The organism is Paracoccus benzoatiresistens, assembly GCF_026913015.1.
GTDB classification, from domain to species: domain Bacteria; phylum Pseudomonadota; class Alphaproteobacteria; order Rhodobacterales; family Rhodobacteraceae; genus Paracoccus; species Paracoccus benzoatiresistens.
Genome location: NZ_JAPTYD010000160.1, coordinates 1 through 1,377 on the forward strand (window position 1 = coordinate 1; position 1,377 = coordinate 1,377).

At 61.3% G+C, this 1,377-nt stretch carries 1 protein-coding gene and 1 pseudogene; one reads left to right on the forward strand and one right to left on the reverse strand.

Features of this window, described 5'->3' with window-relative positions; genetic code table 11:
* Positions 1-329: transposase (locus OU682_RS23975; protein ID WP_268944681.1), on the reverse strand; the 329-nt coding region annotated here is incomplete at its 3' end.
* A gap of 166 nt (positions 330-495) precedes the next feature.
* On the opposite strand from OU682_RS23975, the pseudogene OU682_RS23980 reads away from it, so the two are divergent.
* Positions 496-1,270: pseudogene (locus OU682_RS23980) on the forward strand (DDE-type integrase/transposase/recombinase); the annotation flags it as partial.
* Positions 1,271-1,377: the final 107 nt, after the last annotated feature.

The window sequence follows — 1,377 nt, forward strand, 5'->3', positions numbered from 1 at the left end:
TTCAGGAAGCCTGTTTCATCCACCACCAGCACCCCGTCCGGATCGCCAAGCGCCTCGATTGCATAGCATCTCACCAGGCGGCAAAGCTCATCGGCCGACCAGGATGATCGCCCCAGAAGAGACTGGATGCGGTAGGGACGCTCGAGGCCAGCCTCTTCCGCCAGCATCCACCCGGTCTTGCGTTCGGCTCCCGAAAGCACGCCATCAATGAAGGCGTTTGCCGACTGGTGTTGCTCGCGTCGTCCAAAGGCCGGCGCGATGATCTCTCTCAATTCCTGGAGCGCGGCTTGCCAGTTGATCAGGGTTCCCGTCCAGTCCGCAACAGACATGCCATCCCACTCCCGGCGAGCGATATGGCCGCATTGGATCACGAAGTAGCAGAATACGCAACTGTAGTACTAGGTGTCTGGTTGCGGGACATCATTGGGACGAGGTAAGCTGGGCTATTGCTGAACATGCCTGGCGCTTTGAACCCGTTCCTGCCGAGGTGACGTGATGATGCAGATCCATCCCCAAGCTCGGACCACGCCGGCTGTGCGGGCTGAAATCGCCCGCTCAACCGAACCCACCAGGATCCTGGCCAAGCGCTACGGCATCAGCGAGGAAACGGTGCGCAAATGGCGCAAGCGGCGAACAGGCCTGCCAGGATCGGTCAAGCCGGCCAAACCGCCTGCCGTGGCGTGTGACAGAGGAGGAGCGTGCGATCATCTGCGCCGTGCGACGCGCAACGGGCTTTCCCCTGGATGACCTGACCTTTGTGCTGCGTCACTTCCTGCCGCATCTCAACCGCGACAACATCTATCGTGTCCTGAAGGCTGAAGGCCTGAACCGCCGTCCTCCCAAGCCATCAACCCTGCCTGCCAAGGGACAAGGGCGTTTCCGGGACTATGATCTCGGCTATGTCCATATCGACGTCAAACACCTGCCAAAGCTGCGGACGGCGGACGGTGACGTGCGCAAGCGCTACCTCTACGTCGCCATCGATCGCTGCTCCCGCTTCGTGCATCTCGCCGTCTACGACGCCGAGACCGCCGCCAATGCAGTCGCCTTTCTCGCTGAGGCACAAAAAGCCTTTCCGTTCCGGATCACGCATGTGCTGACGGATCGCGGCTCCTGCTTTACCGCCGAGGATTTCGAACGCGCCTGCGCTCGCCTCACAGTCATTCGCCGCACCACCAGACCCTATACCCCCCAAACCAATGGCATGGTGGAACGCTTCAACGGCCGTGTCGCAAGCGAAGTTCTCGGCATCACTGTCTCCAGCTGCGCGCACCACGGTGATCCGACCACACATTCCATAAACATCCGACCGGCCATTCCACGACCATCCGACCACCCGCTCCAGCCGCATCCGACCAGGCTGATCTGAGCGGACGC